The organism is Microcystis sp. M53602_WE12, assembly GCF_030065455.1.
Lineage (GTDB): Bacteria > Cyanobacteriota > Cyanobacteriia > Cyanobacteriales > Microcystaceae > Microcystis > Microcystis aeruginosa.
The window spans coordinates 1-6,579 of record NZ_JASJFB010000678.1 but is presented as its reverse complement, the minus strand read 5'-3'; the positions used below and the strand labels follow the sequence as shown (position 1 = coordinate 6,579).

Genomic DNA, 6,579 nt, shown 5'->3' with positions numbered 1-6,579 from the left:
GAAAACTCTTGCAACAAATAGCACAAATCTGTTATTATGGTTTGTCTGTGTCCCGATTAACCATACCAGTATTGAGAACAAGAAACGACTGTGGCTAATACAAAGTCTGCACTCAAACGAGTCCAAATCTCCGAAAGAAATCGTCTCCGCAACAAAGCGTACAAGTCAGCCGTAAGAACCCTGATCAAAAAATGTCTTGTCGCTGTCTCGGCCTACGGAGCCAACCCCAGCCCAGAAGGGCTAGAAAGCGCCCAACAAGCTCTATCGGAAGCTTACAGTAAAATCGATAAAGCCGTCAAGCGCAACGTCTTGCACCGGAACAACGGCGCTAGAAAAAAAGCCGGTTTAGCCAAAGCTTTGCAAAAAGTTAGCCAAGCTTCCTAAGAAACGAGTAAGCTGTAATCAGGACAGACGCAACAAGCGATCGGGGGTCGATGCAATTAATAGATACGCACGTTCATTTGAACTTTGACGTTTTGCAAGCCGACTTGCCCGCTATCTCCGAACGTTGGCGAAGTGTGGGAGTCGTTCATCTGGTTCACTCCTGTGTCGAACCGGAGGAGTTTGCAGCGATTAAAGCCATTGCCGATCAATTTGAGGAAATTTCCTTCGCCGTCGGTTTACATCCCCTAGATGCCCAAAAATGGCGAGATAATAGTGCCGATCAGATCGAATCCCTAGCCCGATCTGATCGGCGCGTCGTGGCGATCGGGGAAATGGGTTTAGACTTCTATAAAGCGGATAATCAAGAGCAGCAAAAACAGGTCTTTTGGACGCAATTAGAAATCGCCCATCGTCTCGATAAACCCGTGATTATCCATTGTCGAGATGCGGCCCCGGTCATGCGGGAGGAAATCAGCGCCTTTCGGCAACAAGTGGGCAAAATTCGCGGCGTGATGCACTGCTGGACTGGCAACCCCGAAGAAACTCAATGGTTTTTAGATTTGGGTTTTTACATCAGCTTTAGCGGCATTGTCACCTTCAAAAACAGTAAAACTGTGCAAGCTGCCGCCCAAATTGTCCCCAGCGATCGCCTACTGATCGAAACCGATTGCCCCTTTCTCTCCCCCAATCCCCACCGCGGTAAACCCTGTGAACCCTCCTTCGTCTTCCACGTGGCCGAAACCGTCGCCCGTCTGCGCGGCTATCCGGTCGAAACCCTAGCCGAACAAACCACCCAGAACGCCCGCAACTTATTTCAACTCCCCAGTTAAAAAACATAGTTTATTAGCACAGAGCAGGGGACGGGGAAATGGGGAAATGGGGAAATGGGGAAATGGGGGAATTCAACTAAAACCCTAAAACCCCAACACCCTAAAACCCCAACACCCTAAAACCCTAAAACCCCAACACCCAACCCCTAAAAACCCCGATCTCCGAGAGCAATTCCCGACCGTCGCTATCGTGTCATCAGCCCTTGTAACCATAATGAACAATCTTACCTTTAACCTCTTACCCGACCTCATCGAAATCCAACACTCCAGTTTTCGGTGGTTTTTGGAAGAAGGACTAATCGAGGAACTGAATAGCTTTTCCCCCATCAGCGACTATACAGGTAAATTAGAACTACATTTCCTCGGCCAGGACTACAGACTCAAAGAACCGAAATACAACGTCGATGAAGCCAAACGACGCGATAGCACCTATTCCGTTCAGATGTACGTTCCCACCCGTCTAATCAACAAAGAAACGGGAGAAAACATCGAACAGGAAGTCTTTATCGGCGATTTACCCCTGATGACCGAACGGGGAACCTTTATCATTAACGGGGCTGAACGAGTCATCGTCAATCAGATCGTCCGTTCTCCCGGTGTTTACTACAAGGCCGAAATCGACAAAAATGGTCGCCGTACCTACTCCGCTTCCCTGATTCCCAACCGAGGAGCTTGGTTAAAATTTGAAACCGACAAAAACGGCTTAGTCTGGGTCAGAATCGACAAAACCCGCAAATTATCCGCCCAAGTTCTCCTGAAAGCGATCGGATTGAGCGATAACGAAATCTTTGACTCCCTACGCCACCCCGAATTCTACCAAAAAACCCTCGACAAAGAAGGCAATCCCACCGAAGAAGAGGCACTCCTCGACCTGTACCGCAAACTACGCCCCGGGGAACCTCCCACCGTCACCGGCGGACAACAACTGCTCGAATCGCGCTTTTTTGACAATAAACGCTACGATCTCGGTCGCGTTGGTCGTTATAAACTCAACAAAAAACTACGCCTCAACGTCCCCGATAACCAGCGCGTTCTCACCACCACCGACATCTTATCGGCGATCGACTACCTAATTAACCTCGAATTTGACATCGGCAACACCGACGACATCGACCACCTCGGCAACCGTCGCGTCCGTTCCGTGGGTGAACTGCTACAAAACCAAGTGCGAGTAGGTTTAAACCGCTTAGAAAGAATCATTCGGGAACGGATGACCGTCAGCGAATCCCAAAACCTCACCCCCGCTTCCCTAGTCAACCCGAAACCCCTAGTAGCGGCGATTAAAGAATTCTTTGGTTCCTCGCAACTCTCCCAGTTCATGGATCAAACCAACCCCCTAGCGGAATTGACCCATAAACGCCGCATTTCCGCCCTTGGCCCCGGCGGTCTGACCCGGGAACGGGCCGGTTTTGCCGTGCGCGACATTCACCCCTCCCACCACGGCCGCATTTGTCCGGTGGAAACCCCAGAAGGTCCCAACGCCGGTTTAATCGGTTCCCTGGCCACCTACGCCCGCGTCAACGACTACGGTTTTATTGAAACCCCCTGTTACGCGGTGGAAAATGGACGAGTTCGCTACGATCTCCCCGTTAAATACCTCACCGCCGACGAAGAAGACGATCTCAGAGTCGCACCAGGAGACGTGGCCACCGATGAAAATGGTTATATCCTCGGCGAAACTATCCCAGTGCGCTATCGGCAGGAATTCTCCACCACCTCCCCCGAACAAGTGGACTACGTTTGTGTTTCCCCCGTCCAAATTGTCTCGGTGGCCACTTCCCTGATTCCCTTCCTTGAACACGACGACGCTAACCGCGCCCTGATGGGTTCTAATATGCAACGACAAGCGGTTCCCCTGCTGCGTCCCGAACGTCCCCTTGTGGGTACCGGATTGGAAGCACAGGCCGCTCGCGACTCCGGCATGGTCATCGTTTCCCGTACCAATGGGGTCGTTTCCTACGTCGATGCTAACCGGATTCGCATCAAAGTGGCGGATGAAGACAAAGAGATTTTTGGCAAGAGCGAGATCGAGTACGAAATTCAGAAATATCAACGCTCTAACCAAGATACCTGCCTAAATCAGCGTCCTTTAGTCTATCAAGGGGAACAAGTTGTGCCAGGGCAGATCCTCGCCGATGGTTCCGCCACCGAAGGAGGAGAAATCGCCCTCGGCCAGAATATCCTCGTCGCCTATATGCCCTGGGAAGGCTATAACTACGAAGACGCGATTTTAATCAGCGAAAGACTGGTGGCACAAGACACCTACACCAGTATCCACATTGAAAAATACGAAATCGAAGCTCGTCAAACTAAACTCGGACCTGAGGAAATCACCAGGGAAATTCCCAACGTCGGTGAAGATGCCCTGCGAAACCTCGATGAACGCGGTATTATTCGCATCGGTGCCTGGGTAGAAGCCAGCGATATCCTTGTGGGGAAAGTCACCCCGAAAGGCGAATCAGACCAACCCCCCGAAGAAAAACTACTGCGGGCAATTTTCGGCGAAAAGGCACGGGATGTACGGGATAACTCCCTGCGCGTTCCCAACGGCGAAAAAGGCCGGGTAGTCGATGTGCGGGTATTTACTCGCGAACAGGGGGATGAATTACCCCCTGGGGCCAATATGGTGGTGCGGGTTTACGTTGCCCAAAAACGCAAAATCCAAGTGGGCGATAAAATGGCGGGTCGTCACGGCAATAAAGGGATTATTTCTCGGATTCTGCCCCTGGAAGATATGCCCTACCTCCCCGATGGTCGTCCCGTCGATATCGTTCTCAATCCCCTAGGGGTTCCCAGTCGCATGAACGTCGGTCAGGTGTTTGAATGTTTACTGGGTTGGGCTGGCGAAAATCTGGGCGTGCGCTTTAAGATTACTCCTTTTGACGAAATGTATGGGGAAGAAGCCAGCCGTTTAACCGTCCACGGATTGCTAGAAAACGCCTCGAAAAAACCTAATCGCGATTGGGTGTTCAAGGAAGAACACGCCGGCAAAGTCACCGTCTATGATGGTCGCACCGGCGAACCCTTTGACCGTCCCGTTACCGTCGGTATGGCCTATATGTTAAAACTGGTTCACCTGGTTGATGATAAAATTCACGCCCGTTCTACCGGTCCCTACTCCTTGGTTACTCAGCAACCCCTGGGCGGTAAAGCTCAACAGGGAGGCCAGCGCTTCGGAGAAATGGAAGTCTGGGCCCTGGAGGCCTACGGGGCAGCCTATACCTTGCAGGAATTGCTCACGGTGAAATCCGATGATATGCAAGGACGGAATGAGGCTTTAAATGCGATCGTAAAAGGCAAGCCGATTCCCCGCCCGGGTACGCCAGAATCCTTTAAGGTTTTGATGCGAGAATTGCAATCCCTCGGCCTCGATATCGCCGTTCACAAGGTGGAAAATGCCCCCGATGGTACTTCCCGCGATGTGGAGGTGGATCTGATGGTCGATGTCGGTCGTCGCGCCCCCTCTCGCCCCACCTACGAATCTTTAACCACGGAAGACTTTGAGGAAGAAGAATCGGAAGTGTAATTTCAGTGATCAGTAATCAGTAATCAGTTATCAGTGAGAAGTCAGGAGTCAGGAGACAGGAGACAGGAGAGAATTTTCCAGGAAAAAGCAAAAAAAAGGACAGTAAAGTAAAAATTTGCCTATTCCCTATTCCCCGTTCCCTATTTCCTGTTCCCTTTTCTAACTGATAGCTGAATGCTGATGGCTGATAGCTAATAGCTGTTTACTTGTTACTGGGATCGAGATGTTTTATAACCAAACTGTTGACAAAGGAAAACTGAAAAAACTGATCGCTTGGGCCTATCAAAACTACGGTTCGGCGCGCTGTTCACAAATGGCCGATGAATTGAAAAACCTCGGGTTTCGTTTCGCTACCAAAGCAGGGGTTTCCATTAGTGTGGATGATTTAACCGTACCGCCGGCTAAACGACAAATGATCGAAAGTGCCGAACAGGAAATCCGGCAAACCGAACAGCGTTATGTGCGCGGGGAAATCACCGAAGTGGAACGCTTCCAAAAAGTAATTGATACTTGGAATAGTACATCTGAATCGCTTAAAGATGAAGTAATTCGCAACTTCCAAGTGACCGATCCCCTCAACTCCGTCTATATGATGGCTTTCTCCGGGGCGCGGGGCAATATGAGCCAAGTGCGTCAGTTAGTGGGAATGCGGGGATTAATGGCTAATCCCCAGGGGGAAATTATTGACCTCCCGATTAAGACTAACTTCCGGGAAGGATTGACCGTTACCGAATACGTTATTTCCTCCTACGGGGCGCGCAAAGGTTTAGTTGATACCGCCCTACGGACGGCAGATTCCGGTTATCTGACCCGTCGTCTAGTGGATGTGTCCCAAGATGTCATCGTCCGCGAGGCAGATTGTGGCACCAATCGTTACATCGAATTAACTGCTATGACCGATGGCGATCGCGTGTTAATTCCCTTAAGCGATCGCCTATTAGGTCGTTCCTTGGCCGAAGATGTGGTGGTCAAGGGAGAAGTGATCGCCACCCGCAACCAGATTATCGATGATGAAACCGCCGAAAAACTGGGCAAACTGGTCGATAAAATCAAAGTCCGCAGCCCCTTAACCTGTGAAGCAGCCCGCTCAGTTTGCCAAACCTGTTACGGTTGGAGTCTGGCCCACGGTCATCCGGTGGATATGGGGGAAGCAGTGGGGATTATTGCAGCCCAATCGATCGGGGAACCGGGAACTCAGTTAACCATGCGTACCTTCCACACTGGGGGCGTATTTACCGGAGAAGTGGCCCGGCAAGTGCGGAGTCCCTTCGAGGGAACCGTGCGTTTTCTGCCGGGGTTAAGTATCCGTAACGTGCGAACTCGCCACGGGGATGAACGGGACCAGGTGGAGGCGCCGGGGGAAATTAAATTAACACCCAAGGATAAAACTAAAGAAACTGTCACCTACTCTTTGACTCCGGGATCACTGCTATTTGTCACCGATGGGGCAACGGTAAGCGAGGAACAGTTACTAGCGGAAATAACCTCCGATAAAGTCCAAAAATCCACGGAAAAAGCCACAAAAGACGTAACCAGTGACTTAGCCGGCGAGGTGCTATTCTCGCAATTAGTCCCAGAGGAAAAAACCGATCGCCAAGGCAATACCACCCGCATCGCCCAACGGGGGGGATTACTATGGATTCTCTCCGGAGAAGTGTATAACTTGCCAACCGGGGCTGAACCCGTGGTCAGTAACGGCGATCAAGTACAAGTGGGGGATGTTCTAGCGGAAACTAAGTTAGTATCCACTAACGGCGGTTTGGTGCGTTTAGCCCCCAATAGCCGGGAAATCGATATCGTCACCGCTTCCGTGTCTTTGGATCAGGCCGAAGTAAAAGT

4 protein-coding genes are annotated in these 6,579 nt (G+C 51.0%); all 4 read left to right on the top strand.

Annotation, left to right across the window (positions count from 1 at the left end; genetic code table 11):
* Positions 1 to 90: 90 nt before the first annotated feature.
* Positions 91 to 384, top strand: a complete 294-nt coding sequence (gene rpsT / locus PX482_RS21115; protein WP_002737368.1) for a 30S ribosomal protein S20 — start codon at positions 91 to 93, stop codon at positions 382 to 384.
* 50 nt (positions 385 to 434) lie between these two features.
* Positions 435 to 1,214 carry a TatD family hydrolase gene (locus tag PX482_RS21110; protein WP_002758697.1) on the top strand — a complete coding sequence of 260 codons (780 nt, stop codon included), beginning with the start codon at positions 435 to 437 and terminating at the stop codon, positions 1,212 to 1,214.
* Positions 1,215 to 1,428: 214 nt separating this feature from the next.
* Positions 1,429 to 4,740, top strand: coding sequence for a DNA-directed RNA polymerase subunit beta (gene rpoB / locus PX482_RS21105; RefSeq protein ID WP_002758699.1), 3,312 nt, complete (start codon positions 1,429 to 1,431; stop codon positions 4,738 to 4,740).
* 223 nt (positions 4,741 to 4,963) lie between these two features.
* The coding region (locus tag PX482_RS21100) for a DNA-directed RNA polymerase subunit beta'' (protein ID WP_288122985.1) at positions 4,964 to 6,579 on the top strand (1,616 nt) is incomplete at its 3' end.